This window comes from Maribacter antarcticus DSM 21422 (assembly GCF_000621125.1).
Classification (GTDB): domain Bacteria; phylum Bacteroidota; class Bacteroidia; order Flavobacteriales; family Flavobacteriaceae; genus Maribacter; species Maribacter antarcticus.
Map to the genome: position 1 here is coordinate 147564 of NZ_JHZC01000005.1, position 20362 is coordinate 167925.

The 20362-nt window shown below is 36.9% G+C and carries 14 protein-coding genes; 11 read left to right on the forward strand and 3 right to left on the reverse strand.

Annotation, left to right across the window (positions count from 1 at the left end; translation table 11 throughout):
* Positions 1-128: 128 nt before the first annotated feature.
* Together Q360_RS0104150 and Q360_RS0104155 are read left to right on the forward strand one after the other, a co-directional pair.
* Entirely contained in the window at positions 129-3260 is a 3132-nt protein-coding gene (locus tag Q360_RS0104150) for a WD40/YVTN/BNR-like repeat-containing protein (protein WP_027075969.1), read from the forward strand.
* A 108-nt stretch (positions 3261-3368) separates the two neighbouring features.
* Positions 3369-3950: a fasciclin domain-containing protein gene (locus tag Q360_RS0104155; protein WP_027075970.1), complete on the forward strand. Its 582-nt coding sequence runs from the start codon at positions 3369-3371 to the stop codon at positions 3948-3950.
* A gap of 93 nt (positions 3951-4043) precedes the next feature.
* Here the strand turns inward: Q360_RS0104155 and Q360_RS0104160 are convergent, their stop codons facing one another.
* Entirely contained in the window at positions 4044-4904 is an 861-nt protein-coding gene (locus Q360_RS0104160; protein ID WP_027075971.1) for a sigma-70 family RNA polymerase sigma factor, read from the reverse strand.
* Between the two features lie 397 nt (positions 4905-5301).
* Here Q360_RS0104160 and Q360_RS0104165 point away from each other — a divergent pair, with 397 nt between their 5' ends.
* The 9 genes from Q360_RS0104165 to ggt all read left to right on the forward strand — a co-directional run bounded on the left by Q360_RS0104165 (position 5302) and on the right by ggt (position 19181).
* On the forward strand, positions 5302-7203 hold the full coding sequence (locus tag Q360_RS0104165) for a tetratricopeptide repeat-containing sensor histidine kinase (protein WP_027075972.1): 1902 nt from the start codon (positions 5302-5304) through the stop codon (positions 7201-7203).
* Complete coding sequence (locus tag Q360_RS0104170; RefSeq protein WP_027075973.1) at positions 7204-7848, forward strand: response regulator; 645 nt, start codon at positions 7204-7206, stop codon at positions 7846-7848.
* Between the two features lie 241 nt (positions 7849-8089).
* Positions 8090-9808, forward strand: coding sequence for a thiol-activated cytolysin family protein (locus Q360_RS0104175; RefSeq protein WP_027075974.1), 1719 nt, complete (start codon positions 8090-8092; stop codon positions 9806-9808).
* 243 nt (positions 9809-10051) lie between these two features.
* Positions 10052-10324 (forward strand): hypothetical protein, encoded by a 273-nt coding sequence (locus Q360_RS0104180; protein WP_156950000.1) that lies wholly within the window; start codon positions 10052-10054, stop codon positions 10322-10324.
* Positions 10325-11231: 907 nt separating this feature from the next.
* On the forward strand, positions 11232-12785 hold the full coding sequence (locus Q360_RS0104185; protein WP_027075976.1) for a DEAD/DEAH box helicase: 1554 nt from the start codon (positions 11232-11234) through the stop codon (positions 12783-12785).
* Positions 12786-13113: 328 nt separating this feature from the next.
* A complete protein-coding gene (locus Q360_RS0104190; protein ID WP_027075977.1) occupies positions 13114-14367 on the forward strand; it encodes an NAD(P)/FAD-dependent oxidoreductase in 1254 nt (417 codons plus the stop codon).
* Positions 14368-14529: 162 nt separating this feature from the next.
* The gene (locus Q360_RS0104195; protein ID WP_027075978.1) at positions 14530-15423 is read left to right on the forward strand and encodes a sugar phosphate isomerase/epimerase family protein; all 894 of its coding nucleotides are present in this window, start codon (positions 14530-14532) and stop codon (positions 15421-15423) included.
* A gap of 219 nt (positions 15424-15642) precedes the next feature.
* The gene (locus Q360_RS0104200; RefSeq protein WP_027075979.1) at positions 15643-17193 is read left to right on the forward strand and encodes an SDR family NAD(P)-dependent oxidoreductase; all 1551 of its coding nucleotides are present in this window, start codon (positions 15643-15645) and stop codon (positions 17191-17193) included.
* A 290-nt stretch (positions 17194-17483) separates the two neighbouring features.
* Entirely contained in the window at positions 17484-19181 is a 1698-nt protein-coding gene (ggt, locus tag Q360_RS0104205; RefSeq protein ID WP_027075980.1) for a gamma-glutamyltransferase, read from the forward strand.
* A 258-nt stretch (positions 19182-19439) separates the two neighbouring features.
* Here the strand turns inward: ggt and Q360_RS0104210 are convergent, their stop codons facing one another.
* A complete protein-coding gene (locus Q360_RS0104210) occupies positions 19440-19862 on the reverse strand; it encodes a hypothetical protein (protein ID WP_027075981.1) in 423 nt (140 codons plus the stop codon).
* A 6-nt stretch (positions 19863-19868) separates the two neighbouring features.
* Positions 19869-20231, reverse strand: coding sequence for a PadR family transcriptional regulator (locus Q360_RS0104215; RefSeq protein WP_027075982.1), 363 nt, complete (start codon positions 20229-20231; stop codon positions 19869-19871).
* Positions 20232-20362 lie beyond the last annotated feature (131 nt).

The window sequence follows — 20362 nt, forward strand, 5'->3', positions numbered from 1 at the left end:
ATAAAACACGCAGGATAGTCCGTATGCCATTTTTAAGAGGATACAGATTGATTTCTGATAAACGTTGTTGAAGTATTCCTAAAATTATAGTATCTTTTTAGTCCTAAAGTAACTACACAAACCATCCAATGAAAACAAGACTACACACCTTACTGCTGATACTCTTCATCTCTTCTAGTTTGTATGCACAACGAAACAAGAATAGCGCAGACCATCCAATTACAGAAAGCCTATACGAATCTATGGAGTATCGTATGATAGGACCTTTTCGCGGTGGAAGGTCTACAACAGTTTCTGGGGTGCCTAACGATATATTTACTTATTATATGGGAGCTACAGGCGGGGGCGTTTGGAAAACAACAGATGGAGGTACAACCTGGAAAAATATTTCCGATGGCTTTTTTAATACCACTGGTATCGGAGATATTACCCCTGCACCTTCAAATCCTAATATTATTTATGTGGGTACGGGAGAGTCGCCCGTTCGTGGAGTAAAGACTTCTCATGGAGACGGACTTTATAAATCCACTGATGCTGGTAAAACGTGGACCCATATGGGGCTAAAGGAAACTAGGCATATAAGTGATGTGTATGTGCATCCAAATAATCCAGATAAAGTCTATGTTGCGGCCCAAGGCAATCCATGGGGGCCTAATGAGGAACGTGGTGTCTATCTTTCAGAAGATGGAGGCGTGACTTGGGAGAAAATCCTTTATGTAAATCAGGATTCTGGAATTGTGGATATGACGGTTGATCCAAATAATCCCGATTTTATGATGGTTGCCACTTGGGAGTTCTGGCGTAAACCTTGGGTCGTGCACAGTGGCGGTCCGGGCAGTAAAATATACAAGACTACGGATGGTGGTAAGAATTGGAAGGAAATTAATAAAGGCCTACCTGAATTAAAGGGTAAAATGGGCGTTGATATTTCACCTGCGAATCCCAATATCGTTTATATCGCTATTGATGCGTTAGGAGACAAAGCAGGCGTCTATCGCTCAGAAGATGCTGGGGAGAGCTTTAAGCAAATGACCAACGACGCAACTACCTATGCGCGCTCTTGGTACTATATGCACATTATAGCTGACCCTAATGACGAAGATGAAGTTTGGGTCATGAATAGTTTTGCCATGAAATCTATAGATGGAGGAAAAACCTTTACAGGAATAAAAGGGAGCCACGTAGACCATCATGATTTATGGATTAATCCCAAGAATAGTGATATTATGGTTAATGCCAATGATGGCGGTGGATCTGTTACCTTTAATGGCGGCGAAACATGGTCTACCATGTACAACCAACCCACAGGCCAGTTTTATAGACTACTGACAGATAACGGACATCCATACCGAATTTACTCCGGCCAACAAGACAATAGCACTATTGCCATTGATAGCCGTGTGGTCGATAATGGTATAGGAGAAATGCATTGGGATGTCATGAGAGCAGGGGAATCTTCCACCGTAGCTGTAGACCCTGATAATCCTAGATTTGTTTATTCCACCTACTTTGCCAGTAATTTTGTGGAATGGGACCGCGATATTGATAATACACGTATGGTAATGCCATATCCAACTAGGGTTACTGGAGAACAACCTAAGAATTTAAAATACCGAGCCAATTGGAACGGACCCGTAATTGTTTCTCCCCATAACCCCCACGTAATTTATTATGGTTCGCAATATGTGATGAAGTCTACGGATAGGGGTACCACATGGGAAGAAATTAGCGAGGATTTAACACGGAACGACAAAGCACACCAAGGAAAAGGCGGAGAACCCGTTAGTAATGAGCAAATCACCGCTGAGAGCTATAACAATCTGTTTAATATTGAAGAGTCTCCTTTAAAAGAGGGAGTCATCTGGGTTGGTTCAGATGATGGCCTAGTTCATCTTACCCAAGATGGCGGAATAACATGGTCTAATGTTACACCAAAAGGACTCAAAGAAAGTATCATTAATGTGGTAGAACCTTCGCCACACGATTCGGCAACGGCATATATAGCGGTTATGGGGTTTAAAATGAACGACTTTACGCCCTATATTTTTAAAACAAGCGATTATGGTGTCACTTGGACAAAAATTGTGAACGGTATCCCTGGAGATACTTTTGCAAGAACTGTAAGAGAAGATCCAGATCGAAAAGGGCTGTTATATGCAGGTACCGAAACAGGCGTATTTGTTTCTTTTAATGATGGTACACAATGGCATCCGTTACAAAATAATTTACCAGAGGTACCTATTACCGATTTAAGGATAAAACGAAAAGATTTAGTTGTTGCTACTCAGGGTAGGGCATTATGGATATTAGATGACCTTACTCCATTACATCAAATATCGGATGCTATAGCAAAAGCGGAGTACTACCTATACAAGCCCAATGATGTACAAACAGAGCTATCGGTTGCTTATAGTATTGATGGGGGGTTTGGGAAGAATCCGCCTCAAGGGGTTCAGATTAACTACGTACTCAATAAAGAAATTTCAGAGAACACGCCAATTTCCTTAGAAATAATGAACAGTTCTGGAGAGGTAGTTCATTCTGAATTTAGCAACATGGCGATAGTGGGATGTGATAGCATACTAAAGCAACAATTGAGGAAAACCAAAGGTACGCATCGGTATGCTTGGAATATGAAAGTGGGTCGTTTTGATTGTCTGACCGAATTGTACACTACAAACCGAGATTTATCGGCGTATAACGCCGCTCCCGGTAATTATAAAGCACGGTTGAAGATTGGGGAATTTACACAAACCCAAGACTTTGATATTAAGATAGATTCACGAATTTCGAATAGTATTGAAAATGTGGCTTCGGCTTATGCGGAGCGAGATGCACTATCGAAATCTATTTATGAAGGAGCTACAGCAATGGCAAAAGGCGTACGAGATCTTCGGAAAATTAAACAACAATTAGATTTTATTTTAGAGGTTTCAGAAGATGATTCCATTAATAGTAAAGGATTTGTACTAAACGAAAGTATCGATGGTTGGATAGCAAAAATTTTACAAAAAGAAATGCGCACGTATCAAAGTAATTATATGTTTGAAGCTCGTCTTTTAATCAAGTTCAAAGACTTTTTGAATTCAATCGGAAAAGGAAATTTACCTGTTACACAAGGAACGCGGGATGTAAGTAAAGACTATTTACAACAATGGAGAATCTTAAAATCTAGGTTAGAGGTTATCAAAACCAAGGATGTTACCTCCTTTAATGAATTGCTAAAAGAAGCTGATTTACCCGTATTGTATTGGCCATAAACTAGGAGTAGTACAATAGCTACTTAATTTTTTTGTTTAATCTTGTGTTAAAAAGAATAAACAGCATGAAATACACAGTATATTTACACAAACTAAAACCTAATATTTATGAAAACTATTAAAGTATTAAGCCTTTTCGCATTTTCGGCCCTATTATTTGTGTCCTGTGGTGAAAAGAAAAAAGAAGTAAAAGAGGAAGCGACAGAAGCAGTTGAGGCGGTTGAAGCTGTAGTTGAGGAGGTAGCTCCTAATATTGTAGCTGTTGCTGCTGGGAATGATAATTTCACCACTTTGGTTGCTGCAGTGCAAGCAGCTGGCTTGGTTGAAACATTGAGCGGTACTGGTCCATTTACGGTATTTGCTCCAACCAACGATGCTTTTGCAAAATTACCTGCGGGAACAGTAGAGAGTCTGTTGACACCTGAAAGTAAAGATGCGTTGACCGGAATATTAACGTATCATGTAGTTGCCGGGAAATTTGAGGCAGCAGCGGTAATTGAGGCGATTAATGCTAATGACGGAAAGTTTACCGTAGAAACGGTACAAGGAGGCAGTATTGATTTGAGCCTAAAAGACGGTAATGTGATGTTGACAGATGCTAAAGGTGGCATGGCTACTGTAGTTATAGCAGATGTAGCAGCCTCCAACGGTGTAATTCACGCATTGGATACAGTTTTGATGCCAGAATAAAATTATGATTGAGAAAAGTAAAGCCATCACAATTTTGTGATGGCTTTTTTTTTAGATAACACAACACACTGTATTACAACTGAAAATTTACGACTATAGATAGCTTTGCAATACTTCGTTTTGCGATTTGTTACGTAATCTTCTAATAGCTTTTTCCCTTATTTGTCTAACTCTTTCTCTGGTTAAATCAAATAATTCCCCGATTTCACTAAGGCTTTTAGGATTGTGTTCTCCAAGTCCATAATACAGGCGAATTACTTCGCTTTCCCTGCTGGGAAGGGATTTTAATGCTTGGGTCATATCTGCGTTAAGTGATTCTCTCATTAATTCAGCATCGGGACTTGTTGAATCTTTTGACTGTATTACGGTATATAGGTTAGAAGATTCTCCTGTTTCAAAAGGTGCGTCCATGGATACATGCTTTCCCGAATTCTTTAGTGCCAATTTCACTTGGTCAGTGTTCATATCTAACTCTCCTGCAATTTCTAGTGCGTTTGGAGGTCTTTGATACACTTGCTCCAAAGAAGAGGTAGCTTTCTTTATTTTGCTTATTTCTCCAATCTTGTTCAATGGTAAGCGCACCATTCGCGATTGTTCGGATATCGCTTGCAGTATAGATTGACGAATCCACCATACGGCATATGAAATAAATTTAAACCCCCTTGTTTCATCAAAACGTTTGGCTGCTTTAACCAATCCAATATTTCCTTCATTGATTAAATCGGAAAGCCGCAGACCGCTTCCTTGATATTGTTTTGCTGTAGAAACTACAAAACGTAAGTTAGCGTTGACTAAACTGTTTAGGGCAATTTGATCTCCTTCACGAATTCTTCTGGTCAATTCTACTTCCTCTTCGGCGGTAATCAAATCAAGTTTTGATATTTCCTGAAAGTATTTTTCTAATGATTTAGTATCTCTATTGGTAATTTGCTTCGTGATTTTAAGTTGCCTCATATATCTCTTTAAGTTTAAAATTTCTATATACAATATAGTCTTTTTTAGGAGAAATCCTAATATCAGGCCTGTTATTATTAGCTGAGCTGCTTATATTAAGAATAAATAGATAGTTGATTCTTAAATTTCGATTAACGACGCATTATGTATTTTTTATTAACTTACTTTCGTCTTGAAATGCGAAATAACCCAAGTATAATTTTCACTGCAAGCCAAACGATGTAATTATGCTAATAGTAATTAAAAACAGTATAAAATTAAGACTGAATTTATAAATGTGAACATGGGAGGTATGGTTATATACTATTGGTAAACAAAAGTACTGCGGCTAATAAGGCCTGGTTGACTTTTGAAAATATAACATTTTCATTATCTTTAACCAAATTAACTTACAATCTTGAAAGACCTATTTCTGCTAAGCTATGGAATCACTAATCTTTTTTTATTCCTGCTAATTCAGCCCTGTTTTGCTAATACCCCACATTTTTTTCAGAGAGAACAACAAAAGGAAACTACAGCTACCAAAGCATATTATGATGCCGGTATTCTTCTATTAAAAAAGAATGAAAATGATAGTGCCTATACTAAATTCAAAAAAGGACACGAACTCGCAACTAAAGTTGATGCCCCCTATTTAATTGCCTTGGGCAACTACCATTTAGGGGCTTACTACTATCAAACAAAGGATATTCCGCAGGCCATTAGCTTTATAAATGATGCTTTAGTGGGTTTTGAGAATCAAAACAGAAAGACAGACGCTGCAAAATGTTATTATAAATTAGGTCATATTTATAAAAGTATTTCAGATTTTGAAAAGGCGCTATTCCATTATTTCATTGCCTTGAGAACTAATGAAGCAATGCAAAACAAAACAGCAACTAGTGAAAGTTTTACTTCAATAGGATCTGTTTATTTGCTCACTGGTGATTATAGCGAGGCTGAATCTAATTTTAATCAATCCTTAAAGATACAAGAAGAAAACAATGATATAATAGGATTAATAGGGAGCTATCGAAGTTTAGGCGCTTTAAATCAAAAGAGAGGGGATCGAGAGAAAGCACTGCGTTACTTTAATGCGGGACTTTTAAAAATAGATAGTTTGTCTTCTAATGATGTCTATATTCTAGGTACAAAAGCCATTTTATTAGGCAATACTGGTTCTACTCTAAATGCACAGGGCAAACATGAAGAATCATTAGAATTTTTGTTCAAAGCTTTAGCAATAAAAAAAGAGCTCAAAAGAAATGGAAGTACCGCCCATACCTGTAACGACATTGCTGAAACCTATATTAAAATGAATAACTACCCTCAGGCAAGAGCGTTTGCTTTAGAAGGTGCATTGTTAGCAAAAAACGTAAGTGTCAATAAAGAACGATGGTCGTATCATTTGCTGTCAAAATGCGATTATGCACTCCAAAATTACAAAAGTTCGGCAGATAATTTTAAAATCTATGACCAATTAAAAGATAGTGTATTTACCATACAGAAGGCAGCTCGGTTTAATGAATTACAAATACAATATGATACTGAAAAGCGTGATTATCAAATTAAAGAACAGGCAAGAGATATTGTATTTTTAGATACTCAGAACAAGCTAAAAAACCAACTCTTATGGTTTGGCGGTATTGGCCTCTTAGGCATATTTGGTTTCGTTTTAGTTTTTAAATCAAGACAAAAGGCAAGAAAAGATATTAAGTTACAAGAACATTTTACGGAAGCCTTAATTGAAGCTCAAGAAAATGAACGCACCCGTGTATCAAAAGACCTTCATGATAGTGTTGGGCAACAGTTGACTTTTATCAAAAAGAAAGCTCAAAATCTAGAACAACCAGAACTATCTGCTTTAGCCAACGCGGCTTTAGAGGAAGTACGGAGCATATCAAGAGACCTCTACCCAGCAACATTAAAGCAGCTGGGGTTAACGGCTAGTATTGAGCAACTTTTATTTGACTTGGACGGAGAGTCAGACCTGTTTTTCTCTGTAGAATTAGAGAACATCAATACTAATTTTAATGAGGCAGATACCTTAAACTTGTATCGATTCATACAAGAGTCTGTAACGAATGTCCTCAAGCATGCTGATGCGAAAACCTTGATTGTAAACATTTTTAAACGTAAAAATGTTGTTGAAGTATTGATAAAAGATAATGGGTGCGGATTTCATACCAACAAAGGGATATTACAAAATAGCCTCGGATTAAAAACCATGGCAGAACGCATACGTATTTTAAAAGGTAAACTATCCATTCAAAGTACCAGAGAACTAGGCACCACCATCTTGGTGAAAATCCCCATATAAATGAATAAGGCAATTAGCATTTTCGTAGCAGACGATCACCCTATGTTATTAAAGGGTTTGGTGGTTGAATTAAAAGAATACAATTACGAGGTCGTTGGTACCGCAGTAAATGGTGCACGTGCTTTAGAACAAATTATAGCGCTACACCCTACTATTGCACTTTTAGATATGGAAATGCCCATGCTAACTGGCCTTGAAGTCATAAAAAAGTACAAAGAAAAGTATACGCACACTAAATTTATTATGCTTACTTCTCACAAAGAGAAAGGCTTCATTCATCAGGCCAAGCTATTGAATATCATGGGCTATATTTTAAAAGATGAGCCTTTTCAAGAAGTACATAATTGCATTCAAAGTGTAGGCAGGGGTACGCCCTATTTTAGTTCGGTTTTTAATGATGTTTTAGACAATGAGATTTCTCCCGAATTACAAAAAATAAAACTATTATCACCTTCAGAGCGCACTATAGTGCGTTTGGTAGCGCAAGGCAAGGCTTCAAAAGAAATCGGAGAGCTGCTAAGTATTTCAAGCAGAACAGTAGAAAAACACCGTTCTAACATCAAAGGGAAGCTTAATCTGGCCTCAGAACAAGATGCGCTCTTCGTTTGGGCTAAAGAATTTATTGTGCTTCTTTCGAACCTATAACAATCTATTTACATCAGTACTATTTAGACTTCAACGGCTTACTTCTACAGTATTAAATGCTATTTCCTCTTAGCCTATTTTAGCTGAACTCTTTCTCAATATGCCCATAGGTTACGTACCCCTACGTAAAAATGAAGAATACTACGTATTTCTTGACTTTCATACATTGAATAGCTTGCACACGTTAGTTGATACGCATCAACGAGATAGTTAAAACCAAAAAAAAATAAACGGCTATTTAATGAAGACCATTACCATTCTTTTAACCAAATTAACGCCAAACTGGCAAATAATGCCAATTATACTATTTGCGCTCTTATTGAGTCTTTTATTTATTTCAGCATGCAACAAAGACAATCCTGCCCCAGAAGATTCAATTGTAATTGAACCAGTTGAAGACCCTGCTATTGTTGCAGCAGCTAATTTAACGGCTTTCAATACTACTGTTAAGGCACTTCCAGGCTTTGAGAATACTGAAAAAATTAACCTTGATACGCCAGAGGAGATTCCAGATTCAAAAACTGCTCCTGCAGAAATAGGTAATTATTTATGCACAACCACAAGTTATAAAGTAGCTCCTGGATATAGTGAAATGCTATTATTAAATCCAAATGAGGAGAAATTTTATCCTGGAGCCCTTATAACAGGAGCGTCTATTACAACAGGGGAGTATTTATCTATTGCTGGTAGCCGTAAGCCAATAACCATTAAGTATTCTCAATTTAATCTAGATGGTGATGTTAGTAGGCTTGTAGAAAACCCAACGAGTGCATCTGTAGCTGAAGCTATAAATGATATTTTAAGCGCACCTGTTATTGGAGCTACTGCAGCTGATTTGAGTTTTGGAATCGAAAATGTGTATTCAAGGGAACAACTTAGTGCGAGTATTGGCGCAAATTATAGTGGTGCATCGTATGATGTAAGTGGTCAATTTAATTTTGAATCTGACAAAGTTGAGAGTAAAATTGTAATCAAGTTTGTGCAAAAATATTTTAGTATAAGCATGAACGAAGTAACCCAACCAAGTGATTTATTTTCAGAGACCGATTTGCCTGATCCGGCAACATTCGGCACTACCTTACCCTATTATGTATCCGCTGTAAATTATGGTCGCATGGTTTTATTTACAGCGACTTCTAGCTATTCAAATACTGAAATGAAATTAGCATTTGAAGCTTCATACGATGATGGTGTATTTACAGAAGCGGGTGTTCAAGCAAGTGCTGAATATAAAAATATTATAAATAATTCCACCATTAAGGCTTATGTTAGAGGTGGTGCCGGCGATGGAGCAGTGCAAACCATTAATGGTATTGAAGGTCTTAAAGAATATATTTTAACTGGAGGTAACTATTCTAAAGATTCTCCTGGAGCACCTTTATCATATACTTTAAATAATATTTCTGATGGAGGTATAGCCGAAGTTGTATTGGAAACAGAATATACAGCAAGGGAATGCAATAAAATTAGATCAAGTTTTAAAATAACATTAGTAGAACTTGATTGTACTAATGTTACAAATGAAGGTAGTACACCTGAAATGTATGGATATATCGATATCGCTAGTGATAAAGATCATCTTGCTTATTTAAGTGCATTTGAAGCTCCTTTTGATTTCTTTAATATCCCTTCTTTAAATGACATAGGTTTATGGGGACCCTATACGGAAGATACGCAGCAACAAGCAACTGCCAGCAAATTAATAATTAACGAATCTGCGATAATCACTTTAGAGAATATCAGTAATGAAAGTTATATTTTCATTCGAGGGAATTTGTATGAAGCGGATGCTGGTGGCTTTTTGAATGCAGATCCTGATGATGATTTGGGGTACAAATCAAAAAAAATATATCTACCAGAGCTTGTGGCTGGTGCCACAAGTGTGGACCCTTTTAAATTAAAGTTTAATGGGGATGGGGATGCCGCAGATGCAATATTTACAATTGAGCCATTGGATTAAAAAAGACACCAACACTAGTATGTAAATCTTCGGGGGAACGATTTATATATTAGCTAAAGAGCCTTAGCATAGTAGCTAGGGCTTTTTTTATAAAACACAGGCTAAAAACTAAAACCCAAATCAACCAAAAAAAATAGAATATAAAAACTATAAAAACGATTAGTCTAACCATCATATTTACAATCTTTTGTCTAAATTTTTCACAGGTGCAAACTTAAGGAACAAGTCAAATTCGTTTTGGCTATGGCAGGCTTAGTCTCTATGAATTTGTTAAATACTATGTTTGAAGATACAGCGCGTAGTGGTGTCCTTAGTTTAGGATACAAGTATGGAATTAAAACTCGCTTTATAATTGGTGAAAATATTAGTTATGAAGAATTAAAAGTCACTACTAATTTTTCAAACATCTTAGGTTTAAGTGACCCTACTATAGATGAATTTTCTAATATCACCATCGCTATTGAGACGGACTATAGATACATTTTAAAACCAATTTTTAAAATATTCGGGTATTAGCTTAGCCTATTTTACAAATGGAAAATATCATACTAATCTCAGTTTTCAAGCGACTGCACTCAGTTTTCGGATAGGTAAAAAGTTTGCGACACTCGCAGAATTAGGATTTGGGTATAAAGGTATGGCTCAATTTGGAGCTTCTCACGTTAGTTTAAAAACATGACATGGTCATTAAACTAGATTCTTATTTTTATTAAAACTCGGTATAGAATTAAATTAGGATGTTAATCCCCGAGGGAAGATTATGTGATTTATTTAAAAGCATGGTCCATTCTGCAAAAAAGATATTATTGATACATTTCAGTTAAAAAAACCCAAAATACGGGGTATACGTATTTAAAAAAAGGCAAAAGAGTTTTAGCTATGAGAGCGGGACATTAGGCCCTCTTTCATTAAATGTATTACTATAAACCCCGTCAGGAAATTAAATAATTAAATGGTTTATTTTTTACTAGTAGCACGAACATCGGCCATTTGTACGTCTTTTTACCTAGTACTATACGAGCATAGCATCTTTCAATTCGGGGAGCTTTTTAACTTGTTCTAAATCATCTTCCTCACCTTAAAAACAAGAAAATAAAAAAATATATTCCCACAGAATCTAATCTGTCCGCTATGGTATACGCACCCATAGATCTTTCAGTACTCCATTTATATTATCATAGGTTTGCTTTACATCATTGGGTTATACCAAAACACACCTATTTTGTTTTACGTTCTTTACCGCTTTCTTCATCAAAGGCGATTAAAGAAACACAAGATTTAATAAAACGTAGTCTTAGCTAATTTTTAATGTCTTCATAAGCTAGTAATAGGTTTATTGGTCAGGTAGTTACTCCTTTTCATCCCAATCATTAGTATAAAGCAGCCTAAGATCGTATCTTTGCAGCCCTCCGAAAAAGATATGATGCTAGAAACTACTTTTGAAATACAAGAGCGCAAAACCGATAAAGAACTTTATAGTTACCAGCAGGGTGCCATTCAGAATATTTTCGAAAAATTTGATAACGAAAGAGACGATTATCATTTATTGTATCAGTTACCTACAGGAGGGGGGAAAACAGTTATATTTTCTGAAATTGTAAGGCAATACCTAAAGAATCATTCCAAAAAAGTATTGGTAATGACACACAGGGTAGAGTTGTGCAACCAGACTTCTAGCATGCTTACTAGTTTTGGTGTTGTGAACAAGGTCGTAAACAGTAAAGCAAATTTAGATGATCAAGAGCGTTACAGTTGTTACGTAGCTATGGTGGAAACACTAAATAATAGGCTCAACGACGGAAAATTAGATATTTCCGACGTGGGTTTGGTCATCATAGATGAGGCACATTACAATTCCTTTACCAAATTGTTCAAGTTTTTTGAGAACGCATTTTTATTAGGTGTAACTGCTACACCTTTAAGCTCCAATAAGGATTTACCTATGAACGGTAATTATGATGAACTCATTACCGGGGAATCGATAGAAAACCTTATTGAGAACGAATTCTTGGCAAAAGCAGAAGCTTTTCAATATGACATGGGTCTTACATCTTTAGAGGTAGGTTCTAACGGAGATTATACGGTGAAGTCCTCTTCAGATTTGTATACGAGTCCGTCCATGCTAAACAAGTTATTGGAGGCCTACAACAAACATTCAAAAGGTAAAAAAACATTAATTTTTAATAACGGTATAGAAACATCGATACAGGTGTTTTACACTTTTCAAAATGCAGGTTTGCCCATTATGCATTTGGACAATACGGCGACCAAAAAACAACGGAAACAAATATTAAAATGGTTTAAGGACACACCCAATGCCATTTTATCCTCGGTAAGTATACTGACTACAGGGTTTGATGAACCTACCATAGATACGATTATCTTAAATAGAGCTACAAAATCATTGACTCTTTACTATCAAATGATTGGTAGAGGATCTAGGATTCTAAATAACAAGTCTAAATTTACGATGATAGATTTAGGTAACAATATGTACCGGTTTGGACCATGGGGAGCCGATTTGGATTGGCAGGCTATCTTTAAATCTCCAAATTACTATATAGACCGTATCAAGGACGATGAAGAGATTGAAGGTGTTTTTAAACACGATCTTTCTGACGACGTAAAAGAAGAGTTTGCCAAATCTGAAAATACTTATTTTGATATCAAAGCTATCTATAGAGATGCCACCTTTGCAGGGGAATCATCGAAAGTAGTTTTAGAACAGTCGATTGCCCATCATGCTTACATTTGTATTGAAAATAGTGAAGATGTATATGATGCTATTGCTTTAGCAAAGTTATTGAAGTCGGATATTGACAATCGAATACAAGTCTATGCCAAATGTATTAGCAAAAGCACTTACAACTTCTTAAGTTGGCTCAAAGATGATTACCAGAAAAAATTGAACACTTACTTGCGTGAAAATTTTGATACCGTGTTCGAGGATATTTATGGGCATCCGCCGGAGGATTGATGTTGCACCTATGCCCCGTTTAACTGAACTGTGTTGATAAATCAAAGTACCAAGCGCAAGTGTTACTGTATGACTTAAACTCTAATATAGCAGGTACAAGTGAAATAGCCTTTTTTACACCAACTACCTACCTAGTTATCTCTTTTACTTTTTTTTGACTATTCCTTGTGTACTTTTTTCATTACCTCCTACTTTTTTATTTTTATTATATTTAATGTCATTCTGTGGCTGATATTTCAAAAACGGAAATTCACTTTTACAGATATTTACATTCTAAATTTCTTTAATCTCCATTAGATAAAGCGATACATTCCTTATTTTTACGAATATGAAAAAGGAAGTGAAAATTGCTATTGTTGGTGCGGGTGTAAGCGGACTAATTGCAGCCCAAGTACTCGAGTTCCGTGGATATTCCCCAAGCATCTACGAAGCTTCGGATAGGGCAGGAGGTCGGGTTAAGACCGACGTCGTTAACGGGTATCAGCTAGATCATGGTTTTCAAGTATTGCTAGATGCTTATCCTGTGGCACGAAATTATTTGGACTATACCGCTCTTGATTTAACTAAATTTTTACCTGGAGCAACCCTATTTAAAAATGGAAGGCAAGTCACCCTAGGAGATCCTTTGAGGAACCTTTCCCTTCTGTTACCAACATTATCTTCTGGTATTGGGACCTTTGGTGATAAATGGAAGATTTTTAAATTGAACCGTGAACTTAAAAATAAGGCTATAGAATCGATTTTTAGGGAGACAGAAATAAGCACATTAGACTATTTAAAAGTGAAAGGTTTTAGTGACGAAATCATAAAAGATTTTTTTCAACCATTTTTCAGTGGTATCTTTTTAGAACCCAATTTAGATACGTCATCTAGAATGTTCCAATTTGTGTATAAGATGTTTGGAACGGGCAGTGCCGTGCTTCCAAAAGCTGGTATCGAAGCCATCCCAAAGCAATTAGTATCCAAATTATCAAAAACGAACTTTGTATATAATACCAAAATTGAATCCTGTACTGATGGCAAATTAATTTTTAAAGATGGTTCCAAAGTGCTGGTAGATTACACTATTATTGCAACCGAAGCATCGCATTTGGTGCCCAATCTTAGGAACCAGGAGCAACCCTGGAAATCTTGTGAAACGCTTTATTTTACAACAAAAACAAAAATTATCAAAAAACCCTTGATTGGCTTAATAACAGATACTGACGCCTTAATAAATAATATTTTTTACCATTCTTCACTTCCAATGGTCAATAGTGGAGAGGAAAACTTACTTTCTATAACAGTGGTGAAATCACATCAAATGAGTGAAGAAGAACTTGTTAAAGCAGTACGTGCTGAACTAGCTTCTTTATGTTCTATAAATGATATTACTTTTTTAAAGCGGTATCATATCAAAAGAGCCTTACCAGAACTATCCAATATTCAATATGATATGGCACCCTCAGAAACTAGGTTAACCTCCAAAACATTTCTAGCAGGTGACCAACTTTTAAATGGTTCTTTGAATGCTGCAATGCTTAGTGGCGAACGTGCAGCAAATGCAGTTATTGAGGCAATTAATGAGTCCATTGTATCATAATTTTGATTAGTTTCGATTTGTATTAAAAAGCGTATTTGGCTAAAAACCTAATTTCATATAACTGGTATTATTAGCTTATGATATAAACCTGAATGGTTGTTGGTGAATTATTCTTACTTACAAATAAGGTTTGACCTTATACATCCAAAAAACCTAGAAGATATGTACAGAAGAACCTTTGTTAAAAATTCTGGATTATTATGGTCAGCCAGCATCTTACCAACGCTATTATTTTCATCTGCAGGAAAACCTAAATATAAAATGGGGCTTCAAGCGTTCACGATTAGGGATGCCTTGGCAAAAGACCTTGTAGGAAGTTTGAAGACGGTAAAAGCTTTAGGTTATGAAGATTTAGAACTTTATGGGTTTGATGCAGAAAAAGTGGCTTACTATGGCTATAAGGCCAAAGATTTTAAACAATTGTTAGATGACTTAGGCCTATCCTCTTCTAGTTGTCACTATGCCTTTACGGATTACGTAAATGCCTCTAATGACGATCTGGCTAAGTTCGTAGATAGTTGTATAACGGGCGCATTAACCTTGAAGAATAATTACATTACATGGCCTTGGATGGCACCGGAACATAGAACCCTAGAAACCTTTGAACGTTTACCGGAGCAATTAAATAGGATTGGCGAGCAAGTGAAACAAGCTGGCTTGGGCTTTGCCTATCATAATCACGATTTTGAATTTCATACTTATGGTGACACCACGGGGTTTGATACCATTATTAATGGAACAGATGCTTCGTTAGTAAAGATTCAGCTAGACTTATATTGGGCTGTGCATTCTGCAAAAAAAAGTCCCCAAGAGCTTATTGCCACGGCACCGGAACGTTTTGTGATGTGGCATATTAAGGATATGGACAAGCTAACACGGGATTATAGCGAATTAGGGAATGGCTCCATCGATTACAGTAAGATGCTTCCCAAATTGGATACGTCCGCATTGGAATTTTACTACTTGGAACAAGGTGGTAATTTCGCCCAAAATTCCATGCAAAGCGTAACTGACAGCGCCCATTTCTTTAAAAAGAATTTACAGAAATTTTTATAAATAGTTCCGCCTAATTATTTTAACCTGCCCTAATCACTGCGCTACCTTTTCTTTTTAATTTTCTCAATAAAAGAGCATAAAAATCGTAGTTTCGCGCCCATTACAAAATGGTCTGCAAATCGGATATATACCTGAGGTAATTCGCTTGTTTTTAACGACAAAAACCAGTTGGTTTCATTCCTAATACAAGTTATCAAATTTTAGTTTAATATTTTAGGAATGAATAAAAGTACATCGAAGAATAATTCTGAGAACGATATTGAAGGTGTTAAAAATACTATTGTTCTTTTAGAAACATTGGTCACTGATACCGATAAGATATTTGAGATACCAAAGGATTTAAGAATAGCATTGATTAAAGCGGCTGGACAGCTGTCAAGACCCAGCCGCGAAGAGTTCTCCAGACGTACAAAAGATGCTAAAAAAGCGGCCAAGCGAAAGCAAGCAGCCAGGGACAAAAGTGCTAGAAACGAGACCGGTATACGTTATGCGAGGGAGCATCCCATTTTTGAGGCTCCAAAATTATTAAGTGCGGCAGCGTTAGAACAAAAAGAAACCTTAAAACTAGAATCCCCGAGGGACTGTTACGTTTGCAAAATTAAATTTAATACTTTGCACCACTTTTATGATACCATGTGCCCGGAATGTGGTGATTTAAACTACCTAAAACGCTTCCAAACCGCTAATGTTAAAGGTCAGGTTGCTATAATTACGGGTTCTCGTTTAAAAATAGGATACCACATTACCCTTATGTTGTTGCGTGGTGGGGCAACCGTAATTGCTACCACAAGATTTCCTGTAGATTCCGCCTTGCGCTTTTCAAAAGAGGCCGATTTTATGGAATGGGGACATCGCTTGCACATTCATGGTTTGGATTTACGGCATATCCCCAGTGTAGAAATATTCTGTAACTATATGGAGCAGAATTATGATAATCTTGACATTCTCATTAATAATGCTGCTCAAACAGTTCGCCGACCTTCAGGGTTTTATGCCCACTTAATGGCCAATGAGGAAACACCTATGGAGAACTTACCCAAATTCGCAAGGGACCTATTGGCAAATCATAGCCGTTGTTTGGAAGAACTCCGAGGAGTTACGGCAGGCGTTTCTGCTAATAAAAATATGCCAGTATCTTGGCATGGGCCAGAGCCAGGTATTGGGCTTAGCGCTTCTGCCAAGCTTTCTCAAATTCCTTATAGTTTTGACGCAAGTTTAGTATCACAAGAAGTTTTTCCTGAAGGTGAGTTGGATGCCGATTTACAACAAGTAGACTTGCGTAAAACGAACAGTTGGCGTTTAAAATTGGGTGCTATTGAAACCACCGAAATGGTAGAGGTACAGTTGGTAAATTCGGTTGCTCCGTTTGTTTTGTGTAACCGCCTATCAGAACTCATGAAAAAGGAAAATACAGGCCAGAAGCATATCATTAACGTTTCTGCTATGGAGGGGAAGTTTCATCGCTTTTTTAAGGAGGCGCGACATCCACATACGAACATGGCGAAAGCTGCACTGAACATGTTGACCCATACGGCCGCAGGGGAATTAGCGAAATTTGGAATTTACATGAATGCGGTTGACACCGGTTGGGTAACGGACGAAGATCCTGCGGAACTCGCAAAAAAGAAACAAGAAGTTCATGATTTTCAACCACCATTAGATATTGTTGATGGAGCAGCTAGGGTTATGGACCCGTTATTCGATGGTATTAACACTGGAAAACATTGGTGCGGAAAGTTTCTAAAAGATTATTTTCCTATTTCGTGGTAGTAATAGCGTTTAACCTAAGAGCATTACTTTTAGTATATAAAAAGCTAACGACCGTATCAATTTTCCAAAGGTCTTAATTGGATGTTTACTTTATTCGAAACACTAGACTAACAGCCAGTAACTTATAAAATAGTGCCAGTAGCATACTAGCTTATATTCTGCAACTGCTATAGATTTTGAATTCTAATACGTATATATTGGCAAATTGGAAAGAGGTATACAATTCATCTAAGTTTCGTTTGTAAACCATCTGTTTTTTGGTAATTTTATAGGATACTAAAAGGTCTCAAATGAAAAAGTTATTAAGCTTATTGCTATTACTCTCAGTAAGTTCGGTAGTGATACCCCAAGATAGACTTACCGGTGAAACGTTTACTACACGTTCTGAAATCATCGCTCAAAATGGAATGGCGGCAACCAGTCAGCCATTAGCAACACAAGTTGCTTTAGATATATTAAAAAAAGGAGGTAGTGCGATGGATGCCGCTATTGCAGCCAACGCAATGCTTGGACTCGTAGAACCAGCCAGTTGCGGTATTGGTGGAGATATTTTTGCCATCGTTTGGAATGCGAAAGAAAAAAAATTATATGGTTTTAATGGGAGTGGACGGGCGCCCAAATCACTTAACATAGCTTATTTTATAGATAAGGGGATTAAGTACGTCCCGTTCTATGGGCCCTTGCCGGTTACGGTACCTGGTTGCGTAGATGGTTGGTTTGCCATGCATGAAAAATTTGGAAAACTGCCGATGCAGGAATTGCTACAGCCCGCTATTAATTATGGAACAAACGGTTTTCCAGTATCAGAAGTTATTGCCTACGAAATGGAATCCAATTATGAAGCGTTAAAAGACCAGCCTGGTTTTGAAGAAACATACATGATTAATGGACAGACCCCTAAAAAAGGAGAAGTATTCAAAAATCTGAATCTCGCGAATACCTATGAACTAATAGCCAAGAAAGGTAGGGATGCATTTTACAAAGGAAAAATTGCTCGGACTATTTCGGAGTATATGAAAAAGCATGGTGGATTTTTGTCCTATGAGGATTTTGTAGCGCATACATCCAATTGGATTGAACCTATTTCGGTGAACTATAGAGGCTACGATGTGTGGGAACTACCACCCAATGGGCAGGGGACCGCAGCATTACAAATGTTGAATATCTTGGAAGGTTATGACATCGCATCCATGGGTTTTGGAAGTTCTGATTATCTTCATGTACTTACGGAGGCTAAAAAACTGGCCTATGAAGATCGCGCTAAGTTCTACGCCGACCCTGACTTCAATGCGATTCCGTTAGAAAAATTACTATCCAAAACGTATGCATCAAAACAAGGTGAAGTGATTGATATGGCTTCAGCGGCAACTACCTATCCCGCGGGTGATTTTGAAATAGAGAGTGGTAATACAACTTATTTAACAGTTGCGGATAAAGATGGGAACATGGTGTCGTTGATACAGAGTATTTATTCGGAATTTGCCTCAGGTATGGTTCCGGACGGCCTTGGATTTGTGCTTCAAAACCGGGGGCAAATGTTTAATGTTCAGGATAAAGAACATGCGAATGCTTTAGAGCCGGGGAAAAGACCTTTTCACACTATTATTCCTGCTTTTATTACTAAAAAAGGGAAACCTTATATGAGTTTTGGATTAATGGGTGGTGCCGTACAGCCGCAAGGACATGCACAAATTATAGTTAATGTTATTGACTTTGGTATGAATTTACAAGAAGCAGGAGATGCTCCCCGCATGCGCCATAGCGGAAGCTCACAACCAACTGGATCAGTAATGACCAATGGTGGGACACTCAATCTTGAAAGTGGATTTGATTACAAAACTATTCGCGAGTTACGTAAAAAAGGACATCGTATCTCTTTTGCTGTTGGTATATACGGGGGTTACCAGGCTATTGGGGTTGATGTGGACAAAAAGGTATTTACAGGAGCATCGGAATCTAGAAAGGATGGTCAAGCAGCGGGGTACTAATGAAAAAAGCTTTATTTAATTGAACTATCCTACACTAGGCGCACAGGGTTATTTAGTTACATAAAACATCTAAAAATATCTTTTAATAGGGCACATCAAAACAGTGAAACACAATTTTGATTTTTTTTGTCATTCTTAGCACAAGAAGAATCTCATATTCTATTTCACCAAAATAGGCGAACCACTGCGAGAAGCGTGGTAAATGGCCTAAACAGAAGTGACTTAAGTTTTTGTACGCAACTCTAAAAAAGGTTTTTATTACTCGAACAAATCCTTCTTATCTAAATCTTTAATGGTCGATTTTCGAATGGAGAGGTAATATATCAGATGTATGAATAGAAATACAAACCAAATTCCTGCGGTTATAAAAATGACAGATATATCTTCATAATGCGATTGAAGACCAAAGACGAACCACAAAATGGATATGAGGTTATGAGAAAGAAAAGTAGCTAGATGAAATCGGAACCCAATATCATAAATGGGAAGATATTCGTACTCTTTCCATCCAAAGTAACGCCCATTAAACCACATTAAAATAGCATAAATAACAGCTGAAAAAACTACGGCAATAATTAAGTGTTTTGTTATGGAGGTGCTTAATCCGAATCTAAAGAGTAAGGTAAGTAGCAGTGTAGCTAGTGTAAATTTCATAAGGTTAGTAGTGATCAATGCTTTCATCTGGATTTATTTTTTTAATAGTGTAAGTATTTCGGTTGAGAAGAATAAACTGATATTTCTTTCAATAAATATTTGGAGCAATTGTGCCCCCATTGGGGTTAGAAAATAATACTTTCTATCCGGTCCCTTGTTGCCTTTTTTATTTTCAAAAGCTACAACGTCTATGTGCTGATACTTTCGCAAATTCCTATACAAACTTTGTTCTTCGCAATGAATAGTATGGTTAGATTTAAGTTCGATAAACTCCTTGATTTCGTCAACATATTTTTGTCCGTCCTTGAGCGCAAGAAAAATCCATAAGGTCAATTGTCCTTTTTTGTAAGTGTCTTCCCAAGAAGAGAGTAATTCTGGAAGTAAATCTTTAGTCATAATTAAATAGTATTATTTAACTTGTATAATACAAGTATACAATTTAAAGTTGAATATGCAAGTTTCGCTACTTTTTCTGTGCGTAATGTCCAAGCTTAACCTAAGATATTAAGCAAGGAATTTAAAAAGTC